Source organism: Varibaculum massiliense (assembly GCF_900106855.1).
GTDB classification, from domain to species: domain Bacteria; phylum Actinomycetota; class Actinomycetes; order Actinomycetales; family Actinomycetaceae; genus Varibaculum; species Varibaculum massiliense.
The window spans coordinates 766,107-781,795 of the sequence record NZ_FNWI01000004.1 but is presented as its reverse complement, the minus strand read 5'-3'; the positions used below and the strand labels follow the sequence as shown (position 1 = coordinate 781,795).

The 15,689-nt window shown below is 53.9% G+C and carries 12 protein-coding genes; 7 read left to right on the top strand and 5 right to left on the bottom strand.

The window, feature by feature from the left end:
• Positions 1 to 248 precede the first annotated feature (248 nt).
• From BQ5456_RS03515 to BQ5456_RS03500, 3 genes are all read right to left on the bottom strand, one after another.
• Positions 249 to 1,736, bottom strand: coding sequence for an amino acid permease (locus BQ5456_RS03515; RefSeq protein ID WP_071128782.1), 1,488 nt, complete (start codon positions 1,734 to 1,736; stop codon positions 249 to 251).
• Positions 1,737 to 2,352: 616 nt separating this feature from the next.
• Entirely contained in the window at positions 2,353 to 2,847 is a 495-nt protein-coding gene (locus BQ5456_RS03505) for a low molecular weight protein-tyrosine-phosphatase (RefSeq protein WP_071128780.1), read from the bottom strand.
• A gap of 50 nt (positions 2,848 to 2,897) precedes the next feature.
• Complete coding sequence (locus BQ5456_RS03500) at positions 2,898 to 4,337, bottom strand: GuaB1 family IMP dehydrogenase-related protein (RefSeq protein ID WP_083378331.1); 1,440 nt, start codon at positions 4,335 to 4,337, stop codon at positions 2,898 to 2,900.
• A 173-nt stretch (positions 4,338 to 4,510) separates the two neighbouring features.
• Here BQ5456_RS03500 and BQ5456_RS03495 point away from each other — a divergent pair, with 173 nt between their 5' ends.
• Positions 4,511 to 5,041, top strand: a complete 531-nt coding sequence (locus tag BQ5456_RS03495) for a phosphoribosyltransferase (RefSeq protein WP_071128779.1) — start codon at positions 4,511 to 4,513, stop codon at positions 5,039 to 5,041.
• Between the two features lie 15 nt (positions 5,042 to 5,056).
• Here BQ5456_RS03495 and BQ5456_RS03490 read toward each other — a convergent pair whose 3' ends face one another.
• Positions 5,057 to 5,731 carry a TetR/AcrR family transcriptional regulator gene (locus tag BQ5456_RS03490; RefSeq protein WP_071128778.1) on the bottom strand — a complete coding sequence of 225 codons (675 nt, stop codon included), beginning with the start codon at positions 5,729 to 5,731 and terminating at the stop codon, positions 5,057 to 5,059.
• Positions 5,732 to 5,787: 56 nt separating this feature from the next.
• Here BQ5456_RS03490 and BQ5456_RS03485 point away from each other — a divergent pair, with 56 nt between their 5' ends.
• From BQ5456_RS03485 to BQ5456_RS03465, 5 genes are all read left to right on the top strand, one after another.
• On the top strand, positions 5,788 to 6,318 hold the full coding sequence (locus tag BQ5456_RS03485; protein ID WP_071128777.1) for a SprT-like domain-containing protein: 531 nt from the start codon (positions 5,788 to 5,790) through the stop codon (positions 6,316 to 6,318).
• 81 nt (positions 6,319 to 6,399) lie between these two features.
• Positions 6,400 to 7,794, top strand: coding sequence for a serine/threonine-protein kinase (locus BQ5456_RS03480; protein WP_071128776.1), 1,395 nt, complete (start codon positions 6,400 to 6,402; stop codon positions 7,792 to 7,794).
• Between the two features lie 207 nt (positions 7,795 to 8,001).
• Complete coding sequence (locus BQ5456_RS03475) at positions 8,002 to 8,505, top strand: hypothetical protein (protein ID WP_071128775.1); 504 nt, start codon at positions 8,002 to 8,004, stop codon at positions 8,503 to 8,505.
• 9 nt (positions 8,506 to 8,514) lie between these two features.
• Entirely contained in the window at positions 8,515 to 9,228 is a 714-nt protein-coding gene (locus BQ5456_RS03470; protein WP_143037012.1) for a hypothetical protein, read from the top strand.
• Complete coding sequence (locus tag BQ5456_RS03465; protein WP_071128773.1) at positions 9,215 to 9,478, top strand: hypothetical protein; 264 nt, start codon at positions 9,215 to 9,217, stop codon at positions 9,476 to 9,478. The genes BQ5456_RS03470 and BQ5456_RS03465 overlap by 14 nt, the downstream gene beginning before the upstream one ends.
• Positions 9,479 to 9,480: 2 nt before the next feature.
• Here the strand turns inward: BQ5456_RS03465 and hrpA are convergent, their stop codons facing one another.
• Positions 9,481 to 14,301, bottom strand: coding sequence for an ATP-dependent RNA helicase HrpA (gene hrpA / locus BQ5456_RS03460; protein WP_268872105.1), 4,821 nt, complete (start codon positions 14,299 to 14,301; stop codon positions 9,481 to 9,483).
• A gap of 91 nt (positions 14,302 to 14,392) precedes the next feature.
• On the opposite strand from hrpA, the gene BQ5456_RS03455 reads away from it, so the two are divergent.
• Complete coding sequence (locus BQ5456_RS03455; protein ID WP_071128772.1) at positions 14,393 to 15,688, top strand: FAD-dependent oxidoreductase; 1,296 nt, start codon at positions 14,393 to 14,395, stop codon at positions 15,686 to 15,688.
• Position 15,689 lies beyond the last annotated feature (1 nt).

Here is a 15,689-nt window from a genome sequence, read left to right as displayed (position 1 = left end):
TCCTGTGGCATAAATCCGCCCCTGCACGCTAGTTGCGTACCTTTCGGGATTCCCGTACCAGCCGCAGCCCTTGCGCGGGGGAGAAGTTTTATCCGAGCAGGCTAGGTGGGCGCAAAATTTGGAAAACGCCGCTACGTTTTCCAAATTTTTGGGCAGGAGGAAAAACTTCTCCCCCGCGCTTTACACAGAGTGCTTTTACCGAGCCAGACTTGATGCAGGAGGGAGAATCTAGGATCTGCGGGGGCGGATTATTTGGCGTGGTGTTGCCGGGCGGCTGCTAGTTCCCGGCGGCGACGGTCAGCGAACTCGGCGCGGATCTTGGCGTTACGAGGACTGCGGCGCACCAGGAAGGATATGGCGGCGATGATAGCAATCCAAAGCAGGCTGGCCAACATGGCATACAGGGTAGCGGGATCGAAGGCTAGGACGAACACCATCGCCACAATAAAGACACTGATTACCGCGATAGAAAGGTATCCGCCTGGCATGGCAAATATTGACTCTTCATGTTTTTGGGGCAGGCGGCGGCGAAACTCCACGTAGGCGGCCACTATCATCACCCACACGAACATAAACAACACCGCTGCCACCGAAGTTACCAGGGTAAACGCTTCCATCACCGTGCCACCTACTGCCATTAACGCAATGGAGGTGAGCAGGAATAGGCAGGTAACAATCAGAGCGTTTAGGGGTACGGAGCGGCGGGAAAGTTTGCGGAAAATCTTCGGAGCATCACTGCGCAGTGCCATGGCGTACATCATCCGGGAGGTGGAATAAACCCCCGAGTTGCAGGATGAAGCTGCCGAAGTCATTACCACCAGGTTCACTAACGAAGCTGCAAAGACCAGTCCCACCAGGGAGAATAAGTTTACAAAGGGTGAGGATTCGGGGTCGAGAGAATCCCAAGGAGTCACTGACATAATCGCTGCCAACGCCAAAACATAAAACAGTAATACCCGCAGAGGAATCGAGTTAATGGCTTTGGGAAGTGATTTTTCCGGATCTTTGGTTTCTGCGGCGGTGGTGCCCACCAGTTCGATTCCTACGAAACTAAAGATTGCCAGCTGGAATCCTCCTAGGAATCCCGAAAAACCGTTCGGGAAGAACCCGGAGCCGGTAACTCCCGGATGTGACCAGAGATTGGTGATGGTGGCGCGTTGACCATCGGGGGAGGTAAACCCGATAATCACCATCACGATTCCGCAGCAAATCAGGGCAATAATCGCAATAATTTTTATCATCGAAAACCAGAACTCGGTTTCCCCGAATGCCTTTACCGTGAGAGCGTTAAGGAAGAACAATAACGCCACGGTGCCAATTGCGGGAATCCACCGCGGCAAATCAGGCCACCAAAAATTGAAGTAACCGGCAATCGCAATCACTTCCGCAGTCCCGGTAACTATCCAACATAACCAATAGGTCCATCCCACTACGAAACCGGCGCCTGGTCCTAGCAGATCAGTTATGAAATCAGCGAAAGTGCCATATTTATGATCGGAAACCAGTAGTTCCCCCATGCATCGCATCACCAGGTATAACACTGCTCCGATAATGGCGTAAACCACTAGCACTGACGGTCCTGCCAAGTGTATGGTGCGTCCCGAGCCCATAAACAGTCCGGTGCCGATGGCCCCACCAATCGCGATTAACTGGATATGTCGATTCGAGAGGTTGCGTTGCAAGCCTCCCGAATGCTTATTGATAATCTCCTCAACCTCGACTGGTTTTTTCGGCATTGGCGTTCCCTTATCGATTGCTTTTCGTTTCCTCGATTTTAAGCGCTAAACCTCAAATCTAAGCAAACCGTACCCCCTGGGAAGGGGATTAGCTTTTCCTCTTGTGTCGGGTCGAGCCGTAAAAGCGCTCGGGGGACGTCGGTGAGCCTTGCTTCGCTCGGCTCAAGCCCCCTCTCGCATCTTTTACGGTCGCCCCTTGAGCTCGAAGCCTAGGTTTTTCCTCCCGCAGTCGTCCGCGCACAGAGGCGGATTTTGCCTCGCGCCCCGAAATCCGGAAAATGCTCTGACATTTTCACGGATTTAAGGCCCGAAGCCCACCCCTCGGCATAAATCCGCCCCTGCACGCTAGTTGCGTACCTTTCGGGATTCTCGTACCAGCCGCAGCCCTTGCGCGGGAGAGAAGTTTTATCCGAATAGGCTAGGCGGGCGCAAAATTTGGAAAACGCCGCTACGTTTTCCAAATTTTTGGGCAGGAGGAAAAACTTCTTCCCCGCGCTGAACCCGGAGTGCTTTTACCGAGCCAGACCCGCTGTGGTAGGGAAACCTAGCCCCCGCGCCGGCCACCTCTAGCTAAGTAAAAGAAAATATCGAGGTTGAGGACATTCAGTGAGAAAGGTCAGGAGATTTTGGAGAGGACTTCTAGGAGTATCGGGGTTACCCGCTCGATTACTTCCAGGGTGTCGGCGAACTCGCGCTCCCCGCCATACCAGGGATCTGGCACTTCCATATCGTCCGGGCTGCCCTCGGGGTCGAATTCGCGGTAGAGGCGAATTTTGCTTTCATCGGCTCCCCAACGCTGCGCCAGGCGAGTGAGGGCGCGTTTATGTCCGCTGGTCATGGCGAGTACCAGATCGAAATCCTCGAAATCACCGCGACTAATCTGACGGGCATAGTGATCGGGAACCAGCCAACCGTGTTCTTCTAGGATGTGTACCGCGCGGTAATCTGGGGGGTTGCCGTGTTCTTCATCAGAAACACCGACTGAGTCAAAAACCAGATTATCGAGTATCTCTTCTTCAGCTTTTTGAGCGGCAACCGCCTGTGCCATGACTGAACGGCAGATGTTGCCGGTACATACGAACAGTACCCGAGTCAAGGGGATTCCTTTCATTAGTCAGAAATTAGAAAACTGATTAGGTAGTCGCTTATCTAAAATTGCTTTTACCAGGAGCTTTCCACGGGAGCGCCCTCTTTGTATCCGGAAGCACTTTGAATCCCGACGATTGCTTTTTCGCGGAATTCTGCCTGGTTAGCAGCGCCTGCGTAGGTGAATGAGGAGCGCACACCCGCCAGAATCTGGTCGATTAGGTTTTCTACCCCGGGATGGGCAGGATCCAGATACATCCTCGAGGTAGAGATTCCTTCCTCAAACAGTTCTTTACGGGCGCGTTCAAAACCGCGGGAGGTAGCGTTACGGTTGCGAACTGCTCGGCGGGAAGCCATTCCAAAGTTTTCTTTATAGGGGCGACCATCTGCATCACGTACAATGTCACCAGGTGATTCGTGAGTGCCGGCGAACCAGGAACCAACCATCACGTTAGAAGCTCCGGCCGCTAGTGCTAAAGCCACGTCACGGGGATGCCGCACGCCTCCATCAGCCCAAACGTGCTTTCCGAGTTCGTGGGCGCGACTAGCGCATTCGAGAACCGCGGAGAATTGGGGGCGACCCACGCCGGTTGCCATGCGGGTGGTGCACATCGCGCCCGGCCCGATTCCAACCTTCAAAATATCTGCCCCGGCAGCAGCCAATTCTGACACCGCGTCCGCGGTAACTACGTTTCCGGCAACGATTGGTACTTCTACCCCGGTGGCGCGCACTGCCTGCAAGGCTTGAATGGTTTTATCTTGATATCCGTGGGCGGTGTCAACCACTAGCACGTCCACGCCCGCTTCAACCAGTTGACAGGCTCGTCCCGCCACGTCACCGTTGATTCCGACTGCTGCTGCTACCCGCAGTTTGCCGTCTTTGTCGGTGTTGGGGGTGTAGATGGAAGAACGGACTGCCCCGGGGGCGGTCATTACCCCTACCAGGCATCCGCGTTCATCGACTACCGCGCCCAGCCCTAGGTGCTCTTCGGCTAGTTGGCGGTAAGCGTCCTCGGGGCCGATTCCTTCCGGCAAGAGCAGGGTATGGGTATCCATCACTGTGTGTAGTTGCGCAAAGTGATCCACCCCGGCCAACGCTGATTCGGGAACCACTCCGATGGGATGATTTTCCTCGTCAACTACCAGTATTGCGCGGTGGGAGCGCTTAGAAATCAAGGACAGTGCCGCCGCTACCGTGTCGTGGGGACCGAGCACCACCGGAGTGTCATAAACGGTGTGGCAGGCTTTTACCTTGGCCACTGTCTTGGCAATAATGTCGCCAGGCACATCTTGTGGCAGGGTGACCAGGCCTCCGCGGCGAGAAACCGTTTCCGCCATCCGTTTGCCGGCAACTGCCGTCATATTGGCAACGATAATCGGCACGGTGGTGCCGGTGCCGTCGTCAGAAGATAAGTCCACGTCAAAGCGGGAGGCAATCGCCGAACGGGACGGAACCATAAACACATCGTCATAGGTCAGCTCATAAGGCGCTGACATTCCATTTAAGAAGCGCACGGCTACTCAGCTTAGTGCAAAGAAAGCAAAAGGGGGAGGGGTTTAAGGCTGGTAGCGGATTTTTAGCGGAGAAGGCAAACTGTTTTCCCAGGTAGAGGCGATGGGGTGATAAAGAAAGGAAAAATCTCCTTCGCAGTTTCAAAAAGTTCCCGAAAGATAGCTAGGCTAGTTTTATGGCTGATACTGAAAATCGGGAAGTGCTCACCTGGCAAGGATTCGGGGATGCCACCCGGCAAATCGCGCAAAATATTGTAGATTCCGGGTGGATGCCCGAGCTGGTAGTAGCAGTTGCTCGTGGCGGGCTGTTGCCCGCGGGGGCGCTGTCTTACGCGCTGGGGCTGAAAGCGATTGGGACTATGAACGTCGAGTTCTACACCGATATTGAAGAAACCCTGCCCGAGCCAGTGCTAATCCCTCCGTTGATGGACGTTTCGGCACTTTCGGGTAAACGGGTACTGGTAGTAGATGACGTAGCGGATTCCGGAAAAACCCTAGAGCTGGTGATGCGACTGATTCGGGAACGCGGGATTCCCTCAGGGCAGGAGGGCGAGCGGGTAACGGTTTCGGAGGCTAGAAGCGCCTGTATCTACGTGAAGTCCCGGTCGATTATTAAACCCGACTATGTACTAAAGCATACCGATAAGTGGATTAATTTCCCCTGGTCAACACTGCCCCCGGTTACCCCTGGCGCCCTGGGTCACTAGTCTTTCCCGCCAGGACTATTCGCTGGTAACCATCCCGGCTAAACAGCGCGGGAGGGCGACTTCTAGGAAGTTGCTGGAAGGGCGCACAACTTGTCCGGAAGTTACCCCACCGGAGCGGTTTATCAGGTCTGCTTGCCAGAGGGCGACCACTACAAAGGCGCAGTCCAAGGGGTCTACTCGCAGACGTAAACCCTGGGTGTGTAGGCATCTGGTGATGATTTCTGCCAGTTGTTTTTCAATTTCCAGTATTTCTTTGCGTAAAAACGGTAAAAAATCCCGGTTGCGTGCAGCGTAGACCCGTAGTTCGGTAAGCGTTAACACAAAATCACGTTCAAACAACATAGTGCTGGAGATGCTTTTACTAATCAACGGCCAGTGGGTAGTTAAGAAACTACCTTCTACGGCGATTCCTACGGATAAATCCTGGTTAATCAGGGAATGTGCCCGTGATAGTTGTCTGGAGACCTGCGTGAACTCGCCGTGGACGTATTGGCGTAAGAATTCAGAAAAGTCAGGGAAGTTTGAGTAAAAAGCTCCCCGGGAAAAACCGGCAGCTTCACACAGGGTTTTCACCCCGGTTTTCCCTAGTCCTTCTTTGGCGAATAGTTCCCGGGCAGCCGCGAATAATTTTTGCCGGGTAATTTCGCGCCGCGCGGACACCGTTGGTGGTGCGGGAGGTGAGGTTGTCATTTAGGAGTTTTCCTCCGGTACGATTCAAGGGGAACAGCCCTAGTTTATGGTTTTGGATGGATTTTTTGAAAGTAGGCAACTTGGACGAGGTGTTAGCGCTAGCGCGCCGCACCTTGGATGCCTGCGGTTTGCGGGACTGGGAAGTTACCCTAGATCATGCGCGCCGCCGTGCCGGAGCCTGCCATTTTGGGGACAAACGCATTAGTTTTTCCCGCTACCTGCTGCCGCTCTATGGTGCTGGCGCCGCTCGGGAAGTAGTTTTACACGAGGTGGCGCACGCCCAGGTAGGGCCGCGGGCAGGACATGGGCGGCGCTGGCAACAAGCGGTAAAGGCTCTAGGAGGACGCGCCCAGCGGACAGTCGCCCCGGATGCTCCCTCCCTCCCTGCCCCTTGGGTTGGGGTGTGCAAAGCTGGTCACCGCGTCGAGCGTTTCCGCACTCCTACTCGGGTTTTGGCCTGTTCTAAATGTTCCCGTGATTTTCGCACAGAAAATATCTTTACTTGGACTTACCGGGGCGGCTCTCCGCGTCACCACCCCGATTATCTGCGGGAACTTAGAAAAATTTGCAGAAATTATGAAAATTAGTCCCCCGGATGACGCGGGATTTGTTTTACTAAACCCTTAAACTAGATGACGGAAGATTTTTGAACGAGTTGCAGGGGGCGTATGGATAATTATCGGACGGCTCATTCCTATGCTGGACGCACTTCCTCTGCTTCCGGAAATCCGGAGAGCTCATTACGGCAGTATTCCCCTCAGCCTCCCTTAAATATTGCTGGTTATCGTCTGCTCAAAGCCTTAGGGTCGGGCACCATGGGGGAAGTGTGGAAGGTCGCCGATTCCCGCGGAAATGTTTACGCCGCTAAAATTTTGCGTTCTAAGTTAGCAATTAAACCCGGGATTGCGCAGCGTTTTCGTATGGAAAAAGATCTGGTTACCGGGGTGCGGCATCAAAACATCGTGGAAGTTTATGATCTGGTGCAAACTCCAGAATATATGGCGATCATTATGGAATATACCGATGGTGGGGATTTGGGGGAGCTGCTGAAAAAGCGGGGTACGCTGCTGCCTTTAGATGCCGTCTACTATTGCATGGGGATTGCCGCTGGTCTGTCTCCGATTCATCACGCCGGGATTGTGCATCGCGATTTGAAGCCCTCCAATATTTTATTGAAACGACAAGGGGGCTACCTGGTGCCCAAAATCGCGGATTTTGGTTTAGCCAGATGGATTGATCCTCGCTACGAAATCCAGACTACGAAGCGTTCTGGAACCCCCTACTATATGGCTCCCGAAATGATTGAAGGCAAAGGAGTCAGCTCAAAAACTGATATTTATTCCCTGGGAATGATTCTTTACGAGTTACTCTGCGGGATCACCCCTTTTAGAGGGACGGTAGGGGAAGTATTAGAGCATCAGTTCTACGATATGCCGGGGATGCTGCCGGGAATTCCCAGTTCCCTGTGGAATGTGATCACCCAAATGCTGGCGAAAGAGACTTCGGTGCGCCCCAGCGCTGCCCAGACCCACGCCCTCTTAAAGTCAGTAGTTGACCAGGTGCGTCCTCTTGATGCCCTGCCGGTATTAAAGGAGCCTCCACCGCCGCAACCTTTAGCAGATGTAGTGCGGATTTCCCCAGCAGACGCTAAGACTTCCTTGGCTTCGGCGAAACCGATTATTCCCGCCCACGATGAGGACGAAACCCAGTCGGGGCAGACCGCCCGCGGGCAGGTGGAACCGGCGGCTCCCGCCTGGCACCCGGTAACTTTACCGCCAGCAATTATGGTCAATGCCGAGGAGGCTATCGGGGCAGGAGCGGGATCTCCTGGGGAATTCTCGCCGCCGCGGGAGCAGGCGGAGTCAGCAAACGAACAAACTTTAGACGTTTGGGAGAACAGTCCCGGTTTTGCCGAGAACCTGCCGAAGTCATCCCCCCATCAGGGTGCGCCTGCTCCCCGCCGCAGTGCGGCGAAAGAAATCGTAGGCGGAGTGGCGATAGGCTTAGGGATCGGCGCGCTAATCACCCTGGTAGCAGCGGCAATTTTAGTATTCGCGTGGTGAATAGCTCCAGCGCCTTTTTGAAACATAAGGTTCCAGAAATTTGTGGTCTGCGCGTGAGCGTGGCAGATATCTGACCATTTTGCCAATGCCGTGCAGAAACTATTTAAAACATTAATTATCTATTATCTATTAAAAAAGTATTGATATCATGTGTATCAGGTTGTATTTTAAACTGGTTAGAACAACTATTCCTAAAGGAGGTAAAAAGTGTTCAAAAAAATAATTAGCATAATGTGCGCCATGTTTCTTATTTCAGTTTTCGAGGCTTCTAGCGCTGCAGCTGCAGATTCAGGAGAAGACTCTTCGATAAAACAGCAAATAGTTGAGGATGGGATTACAGTTGCGGATCCAGAAGCTCTCAATCTGCCAGTCGAAAAAGTAACGGCTGATGGGTCTCCTCAAATGCAATGGTCTAAAACTTCTACTTGCACTGCAGCTTGGGGAACTCGACCTACTTGTAAAGCTAACTACGGAACCTGGGGCGCTCCGGGCTTAAAAATATATTACCGATGGGGTTTAAGGTGGGTTTCTCACGGAGAAGCAGCTGTAAGTGGCAGAGGGTATAACGCAAAAAGACAGGAACGTTGGTATGGTTTGCAGGCAGGACAGCATGGCAGCGGGAAAGTACCTTGGGGAAATGTGCTATCGATAAAAGCAGTAAAAGTTAAGCCAATGCGATTTGGGGTTGGTTCAAGTATTTGGTGGCAGTAGGAATTTTCCATGATTGGTAGAAGATATGTGGTTTTGCTGTTACTAATCGGATTATTTTCACTGGGTGGATGTGGAGCGCAGTCGCAGTCGAAAGCAATAGCCAAGAGAGCGGTTTCCAGCCTTACCGCCCAACAGGTGACAGGGCGGCTGAACAGTGCTTCAAATAAAAACCCACAATGCAAACAGAGATACGATTTGATGGCAGAATTCGGGAATCCCCTACCGATTAAAGGGCTTGAGTGTTTATCAGAAAAAGGGGAACTACTGTTTTCCTTTAAAAACTCAAAAAACACTAAATCTTTGGGAGTGTCTCATGCAATGTGGGCGGAGATAAAGGGAGAAACCAGGAGAGAATGTGCCGGTAAGAATTGGTATCTGCTTTATGAACCTGCTCTTTTCCCTGAGGGGGCAAAAATTTGTGGAAAGGATGACTTGAAATTCTCCGCTACTGGTCCAGTTGAAAATGCTGACCCCACGATTTCTTGTTCGCAAGACATATCTGCGATTGTGGTTGATTATGTGCAGAAAAAGCGTGATCTTCCAAAGGGAATAGCGCCTTCGTTAAAAAACATTATCCAGGAAGACTACTCGGCGGATCGTGATAGTGAAAAATATGTAGATATGGATCCGGCAGATTCGAGAATAGACAATATACTCGGCAGCAAGGCGCAAAGAATTAATTCTTTTTGCTTGAAATATGGAGATATCAGTGTTGATAAATAAAATCGTTAACCTCAATGGAACAACCCTGATTGTGCTGGGGATTGTGGTGTTTATCGGCGGACTTTTCGCCCCGCTTATTGGCCCGTGGGTTGCCAGCATCCCTAATGCTTATAACTATAATCCTCTGCTGCATACGGTACTACCTGGCTTGGGAACCTTGATCCAAATTCTTTTCCGGGTAGAAACCGGGGTTATTTTGCTACTGGGGGGAGTCATTTTGGAACGTATTGAAAGCCTAAAGGAAAAGTAAAGCTAGGGCGTAGGGTCTTTTAGGAGTTTGCTTAGGCGCTTGAGGGATACCCGCTCCCGCGTACCTAAGGGTTGGGCAAATAGCGAAACCCGCAGTTCTTCCACTAGCCAGCGCCCATGGATTAAGGACGCTACCGCAGCAGGATCTGCGGCTAGGCTTTCCCGGTTTTCCAGCTTTTCGCGCGCGTCTTCCCAGATTGCTAAAGCCTGTTCTTCTTGGTGGCTCCCGCTGTTTTGCCCCTGGTGCGCTTTTTCTAGGCGGGTAGCTATCGCCTGCAGGTAACGCCCTAAATCTTCGGCTCCCTCGCATAAATCCCACAGGAAACCCGGGTAGATTAGCTGCGATAGCTGGGAGCGCACCTGGGTAACTTCGCTTAAAGCGCTGAGCGGGAAATGCCCAGAGAGCGCGGCTGATACCTCTCGGTAGCTGGCGCCAACTTCCCCAATTTTTCCGGCGAGGGTGTAAATCTCGTCCTCGAAACGGTCGCGGAAATCTGTAGCCAGCTGTCGCAAAGCCGAAGAATCTCGAACCGTCCAGGTATCGACTTTTGCTTGGGCTAGGCAACGCCAGGTGGCAACCAGCTGTAGCTCTGAAAGTAGAGTCGCTTTTGCGTAGGGCAGTGCCGCTAGGTTTAGCGCTAAATGTGCTGGCCAACGGGTAGAAATTCGCCCAGGCGGCAGGTAGAGCTGGGAGCAAAGCAGGTAGGTAACCCCAAAGTGGTGGGAGCGTTGAGCCTGCTGCAAGTTCTCAAAGCGCGCCACTCGCACCGGGAAAACCGGAGAAGCCGAATCCTGCTGATTGTTGTTTTCGTTGTTTTTGTGGGCGGAACCCAGGTTTTCGTAGCGGTTTTTTTGCGGGCCAGACAGTAGCGATAATCCGAAAGGCCGCGGCAGGCGCTGCGGTAGTAAGCCTGGGAACTCGTGGCTGCTAACCTCCGCTGGGGAGGTGTCTGTTTGGGCAGGTAAAACTGCCGCTTTTCCGCGTATCTGTGGCCAAGAAGAAGAAAAATCTGTTTCCGGAAAACGCTGCCTGCTGGCTTTAGTGGTTTCGCCGCTGCTCCGGGTAGTTTTCGAAGGTGTCGAGTTTTTCTTATCCCTTTCGGATTTGCTCACCTGCGAAAGCGCATCGCGAATTACTTGCTTGCGGGCAGCGCGTCCTATCTTTCCATAACGCTTTTGCAGTTTTTCGAGGTCGCGAGAATATATCTGTTCTTTCCCTATCCGAAGCGCAAAGCGAATCCGCAAATGCACAGGCAGAGCCGTGACTGCCTGGGAAAAGTCTTGCTCGGTTACTTCCACGGCGCGCAGCTGATCGAGAGCCGCGATGAGCAGCGAAGCCAGCGGGCGCGAGGGGGCAGTTTGCTTCTTCTTAGGCGAAACTTCCGTCAGACCGTGATGCCCAGGATGTTTAGGGGTATCCGCCGCTGCGGGTGCATTGGCGCCTGTCCCTGGAGCGTTCTCTTTTTCTCTGCGGTCCGCGCTCTTTGGAGCACCTGGAGCATGCTTCGCGCTGCCTTCATTCCCTGGAACTTTAGGCTGATTTTCGCTGTTAGGAGCATTTTTATCGTTTTTTTCAATCCCTGCCCATGCCGCCAGGCGCCCCAGGGAAGCCTGCAATGCTTCCTCTTGCTTAATCTGCACCGGGGTGGGCTCGCGGCTTTCGGCGGCACCAGTAGCAGCCGTGGGGTTGGTCAGTTCGCGCTCAATCCACGCGCTGACTTCCGCAGCCACCTGCGGGGCAGGAACTAACTGGCGGCGCACTGTTTTGGGTAGCGCTCGAATCAGCGCGGTGAACAGCTCTGACCAGAGCCCCGGTACTGTCCATTGAAACTCTTGCGGATTAAGGTACGGCAATTGCTCCAAGCTAACCTGGCAGGTAATCCCATCTTCTTCCTTACCGGGGGCAAAGTGATACTGCAGGGGCAAACTAAAATCTGTTCCTATCCAGCGATCGGGGAACCCGGCGCGAGACAGCCGGGTAAGTTTGCCGGCCAAATCAGTTCTACCCCCAATCGAATGATCCGCGGCTTTACCACTGGAATAGTTGCGGGGTGCTTTTTGGGTGGCAGCGGGGGTGAGCACCACGTCCTCGGGGTAATCCAATAAATGGGGGTCATCTTGCCGCTTGAACCAGGCGGCGAAAGTTCCCGGGTTGGTTACCTCTTTGCCCAAGCGGGCAGCGAAGAAAGCCGCTAAAGCGTCCTCGCCGGCAATTATTCCCGCCTGGCGGGTGCGTTGCTCAACTTCCCGGGCGCGCTCCAGCATCTTTTCATTGCGTTTCAAGAAGGGATAGTTCAAGGGGGCATCCCCTTTGACCAGGGCATTAGCAATAAAGAGGGCACGCGCCCACTCTCGGGCGGTTTGCGGGGTCTGCTCGCCAGGCAGATCCAGTTTGCTTGCCGCCGGCGATAGCGCTGGTATCGCTTTATTTCCCAGCCTAGACAGGGGAACTGGCACCTCCGCGGCAATCGTGAGTCCGTAGAGGGTGACCCGTTCCGGCACTAGCGCCGTGCCTTTTCTACTTGACCAATACGGCTCCCCATAGGAGCGTTTCACCAGGTGTTTTCCGGCATGAATAATCCAATCGGGGTTAACCCGGGCAACGTTGCGAGCAAACAGCCGCGAGGTTTCTACCAGTTCGGCAGCCATTACCCAATCGAAAGTGCGGTTAGAGAGCCCCGAACCTGGCCAGATGGTGAAGCGAGCGCCGCGCGGAGCCAGGTACTGTTTGGCGCGCTGATCCCAGTTGCCAATCCCCGAAAGCATTCCCACCAGTAGGGACCGATGAATAGCATCCGTGTCAGAATATTTTGAGGTGAGGTTTTGGCAGGTCGCAATCAGTTCGCGAGACTGCGGATCTATCTGGTAGGTGGAGCGGGACGGTTTCGCCAAGGGACGTGCGCTAATTCCCAGCTCTTTTAATAGTTGCCGCAGTTGGCCGGTGAGATCTTGCCATTCCCGAGTACGCAGGTAATGCAGAAATTCGCGCTGACACATTCTCCGAAAAGCACTCCCGGATAGATCGCGGGATTGGGTGCGCAGGTAGCGCCAAAGATTCAGGTAAGTCAAGAAATCGGAGCTGGGGTTCAGGAAACGCGAATGAGCTTGATCAGCGGCTTCTTGGTGTTCTAGAGGGCGCAGACGTACATCTTGCATCGAAAGCGCTGAAACTATTACTAGCGCCTCCGATACGCAGCCGCGCCGGTCAGCCTCTAGCAGCATCCGCGCCAGACGCGGATCAATCGGCAGCTTCGCAAGGCGTTTGCCCAGCTTGGTGAGGCGGTAGCCCTCGGCGTTTTCGCCCCGCTCCGAAAGAGCACCCAGTTCGTAAAGCAGCTGTTCCCCGTCCCGGACTTGCCGCGAATCCGGCGCATCGATAAAGGGAAAATTGGCGACTTTCCCCAGGTTTAACGAGGCCATCGCCAAAATCACTGCCGCCAAGGAGGTGCGCAAAATTTCTGGTTCGGTAAAACGGGGACGTGCCAGGAAATTCTCTTCCGAATACAGCCGGATACAAATCCCGTCGCTAATCCGTCCACAACGCCCCGCCCGCTGTCGGGCACTGGCTTGCGAAACTTCTTCAATAGGTAGGCGCTGCACTTTGGTGCGCTGGGAATAGCGAGAAATCCGGGCCAGACCGGGATCGATCACGTATTTTATTCCGGGCACGGTTAGGGAAGTTTCTGCCACATTGGTGGCAAGTACGATTCGCGGATAAGGGTGCGGGGCGAAGACTCGTTGCTGTTCGGCCGGGGATAGCCGGGCAAATAGCGGCAAGATTTCTACTGCTCCCGGGGTGTTTGAGCGTTCCCCGGCGCGCACGTACCGGGAACCTAAATGCGCGGCGAGGGCGGCCTCGGTGTCCCGAATATCCCGCTCGCCTGGCAAAAACACCAAAATATCGCCGGGACCGCAAGCAAAGAGTTCCTCAACTGCCTGGCAGATCCCCTCGGTTTGGTCTTTTATTTCACCGCGGGCGGCTCCCTCTTTTGGCTGATTAGAGAAGTGCTTACGGTTTTCTTCGAAGGGTTCCTCAGCGTCCTCTGCGTCCTCATCCCCGCTATCGGAGCCATCTAGAGGGCGATAAAGCACTTGAACCGGGTAGGTGCGCCCCGAAACCTCAATAATTGGCACCGGGGAACCGGGGCGGGAAAAATGCTCGGCAAAGCGCTGAGAATCAATAGTTGCCGAGGTGATAATGACTTTCAGATCGGGGCGGCGAGGCAGTAGGCGCGCCAAATACCCCAAAATAAAATCAATATTCAGGGAGCGTTCGTGGGCTTCATCCACGATGATTGTGTCATAGCGTTTCAGCAGGGGATCGGTGCGGATTTCCGCTAGTAGAATCCCATCCGTCATCAACTTGACCATGGTTTTGCTAGAGACCACGTCCGTGAATCGCACCTGGAACCCGATGGTCTTCCCCAGGTCTTCTCCCAGCTCGTGGGCAATCCGGGTAGCAACCGAGCGGGCAGCAATCCGGCGCGGCTGGGTGTGTCCGATGAGGGCGCCGCGTCCTCTGCCTAGCTCTAAACAGATTTTTGGCAACTGCGTAGTTTTCCCGGAACCAGTTTCCCCGGAAACTACTACCACCTGGTGGTTGGCGATAGCTTCGGCGATTTCTTGCCGCCGCGCACTAACTGGAAGCTCCTCGGGAAAGTTGATCTTTGCAGGAGGGTTATTTAAGGCTTTTGTGCGGCGGCGACCTGGACGGTCACTTTTCTCGCACGGTTTTTCGCGTCGCTTAGCCCGCTGATGCTGCTCGTTAGCTGCCTGCTGCCCGCTCATCGCCCTCCTAACCTCTGAGGAAAGTCTAACGGGTATCGCGCCCGCCTCATTATTGCCCGCTGCGAACTGCGATAAGGTAGAGATTCTGAAGCAGGTAATCCGCCCAGTGGAGGCAGCTAGATAAAACATGAGCGTGGAATACGATTTCGATGTCATTATCGTAGGCGGCGGCGTCGCCGGAACGGTATGTGCCTACCTATTAGCAAAAGAGGGGCACGAGGTCTTATTGATTGAGCGCGGCTCGGAAGTGGGGGCTAAGAACCTCTCTGGCGGGGTGTTTTACTGCCAGGTAATGAACCAGATTTTCCCGGACTTTATTGAAAAAGCGCCCCTTGAACGGAAAATTACCAAGAACATTTTGTCGTTCCTGAACCCGAAGTCTGCGGTCAACCTGGAGTATTGGGATCAGCGCCTAGCAGAACCAGTTAACGCTGTGAGCGTTTTGCGCGCCAAACTTGACCCCTGGTTGGCGGAACAGGCAGAAGAGGCCGGTGCCACCATTATGCCGGGTATGAAAGTTGATGAACTGGTGCGTGAGGACGGGAAGTTCTGCGGGGTACGCGCCGGAGAAGACACCGTGTACGGCAAAGTGATCGTGGCAGCTGACGGAGTTAATTCTTTCCTGGCGCAATATGCCGGGATTCGCCCGCAAGAACCCCTTAGTCACCTGGGGGTGGGGGTAAAATCCGTTATCCATTTGGGGGAAGAAACGGTTAAAGAGCGCTTCAATCTGCAGGAAGGTGAGGGCGCCGCCTATCAAATGGTGGGGGACTGCACTCAGGGGGTAGCCGGCGGCGGTTTCCTGTACACCAACCGGGACTCGGTTTCTGTCGGGATTGTGGCGATGTTAGACGACCTGAAGAAAAAACAGTTACCCTCTTCTGACCTGCATGATCATTTCTTAAAGCATCCCTTTATCGAGCCGTTCCTCCGCGGAGGAAAGCTGATTGAATATGGCTGTCACCTGGTAGCCGAAGGCGGAAAGACTATGCAACACGGCTTGGTTCACGATGGACTGGTGCTAATCGGGGACGCCGCTGGGTTTACCCTCAACACTGGGTTCACGATTCGGGGAATGGACTTAGCGGCCGGATCTGCCCAGGCTGCCGCCAACGCCATTGATACCGCGCTCAGAGCGGAAAACTTTAGCGCGTCCTCGTTAAGTAAATATCTGGAAAACTACCAGACGTCTTTCGTAGGCAAAGATACGGAAACTTTCGCGCGGGCTCCCCAGTTCCTACATAATCAGGAACTGTATGGTCAGCTAGGTGAGCTCGCGGCCGATACCCTCCACGGGATCTATAACCTGGACACTACCCCGCGACAGCGTCTGTTACCGGTGGTGCGGGCGGCGTTGAAGAAATCTCCGCTCAGTATGCGCCGCCTAGTGAAGCTCGGTTTACAAGCAGTGAGGTCGATTTAAG

Excerpts from the sequence above, each read along its gene's own strand:
- BQ5456_RS03480 (WP_071128776.1), top strand. The coding sequence starts at position 6,400 with ATGGATAATTATCGGACGGCTCATTCCTATGCTGGACGCACTTCCTCT.
- BQ5456_RS03505 (WP_071128780.1), bottom strand. The coding sequence starts at position 2,847 with ATGAAAGGAATCCCCTTGACTCGGGTACTGTTCGTATGTACCGGCAAC.
- BQ5456_RS03515 (WP_071128782.1), bottom strand. The coding sequence starts at position 1,736 with ATGCCGAAAAAACCAGTCGAGGTTGAGGAGATTATCAATAAGCATTCG.
- BQ5456_RS03455 (WP_071128772.1), top strand. The coding sequence starts at position 14,393 with ATGAGCGTGGAATACGATTTCGATGTCATTATCGTAGGCGGCGGCGTC.
- BQ5456_RS03485 (WP_071128777.1), top strand. The coding sequence starts at position 5,788 with ATGGATTTTTTGAAAGTAGGCAACTTGGACGAGGTGTTAGCGCTAGCG.
- BQ5456_RS03490 (WP_071128778.1), bottom strand. The coding sequence starts at position 5,731 with ATGACAACCTCACCTCCCGCACCACCAACGGTGTCCGCGCGGCGCGAA.
- BQ5456_RS03495 (WP_071128779.1), top strand. The coding sequence starts at position 4,511 with ATGGCTGATACTGAAAATCGGGAAGTGCTCACCTGGCAAGGATTCGGG.
- BQ5456_RS03470 (WP_143037012.1), top strand. The coding sequence starts at position 8,515 with ATGATTGGTAGAAGATATGTGGTTTTGCTGTTACTAATCGGATTATTT.